Genomic DNA, 885 nt, shown 5'->3' on the forward strand with positions numbered 1-885 from the left:
GTGCCTATGTGTAATGATATATCAGAAATGCTTGGAATTAAAGTCAAAAATTTAAAAATCACTCAAAATCTAGGATTACATGTACATAAAAACGTAAAGGCATTATTATACGAAGGCCAATTGACATATCATCCCAGTGCCTGTGCGTGTTGTGGAATTAAAAATGATGCCCATTTAATTATTAAACATGGCTTTCGTAAAACGAAAGTTTATATGGGATTAATTTTTGAAAGACCTGCCTATTTAAAATTGAAGAAGCAGCGCTTTTACTGTAAAGCTTGCCAACAAACCTTTACAGCTCAAACACCCTATATTCAGCCCCGATGTACGATCTCAAATGAGGTCAAACGTATGATGACGCGGAAACTATCTAAAGTCATCTCAGAAAAGGATGTCGCTGAAAGTCTGTGTGTATCACATTCAACTGTCCATCGCCATTTAAAAGAGGTGAGTGATTCGGTGAAAACACAGGCACATCATGTTTTACCTGAGCACTTAGCTTTTGACGAATTCAAATCAACGAAAGATGTCGAAGGTGCGATGAGCTTTATTTACTGTGATAGTGTAACCCATGATATCATCGATATTTTACCTGATCGTCGCAAACATAAATTAGAAGCCTATTTTTTAAAGTTCTCTAGAAAGCAACGTGAAAGAGTGAAAACCATCTCTATAGATATGTTTCCACCTTATATCGCACTCATTCAAGACTTATTTCCTCATGCGGAGATGATTATTGATCGCTTTCATATCGTGCAAGCAATCAATCGTGAAATCAATCGATGCTGAGTTCAAGTTATGAATGGTTTTAGGACAAAAGACAGACCTCAATATAATAAATTAAAGCGTTATTGGAAGTTACTATTAAAAGCGCCCTTAGATTTG

1 pseudogene is annotated in these 885 nt (G+C 35.9%); it reads left to right on the top strand.

Going from position 1 to position 885, the window contains the following annotated elements:
• Window positions 1-6 precede the first annotated feature (6 nt).
• Window positions 7-885: pseudogene (locus CD118_RS11695) on the top strand (ISL3 family transposase); the annotation flags it as partial.

This window comes from Staphylococcus coagulans, assembly GCF_002901995.1.
GTDB classification, from domain to species: Bacteria; Bacillota; Bacilli; order Staphylococcales; family Staphylococcaceae; genus Staphylococcus; species Staphylococcus coagulans.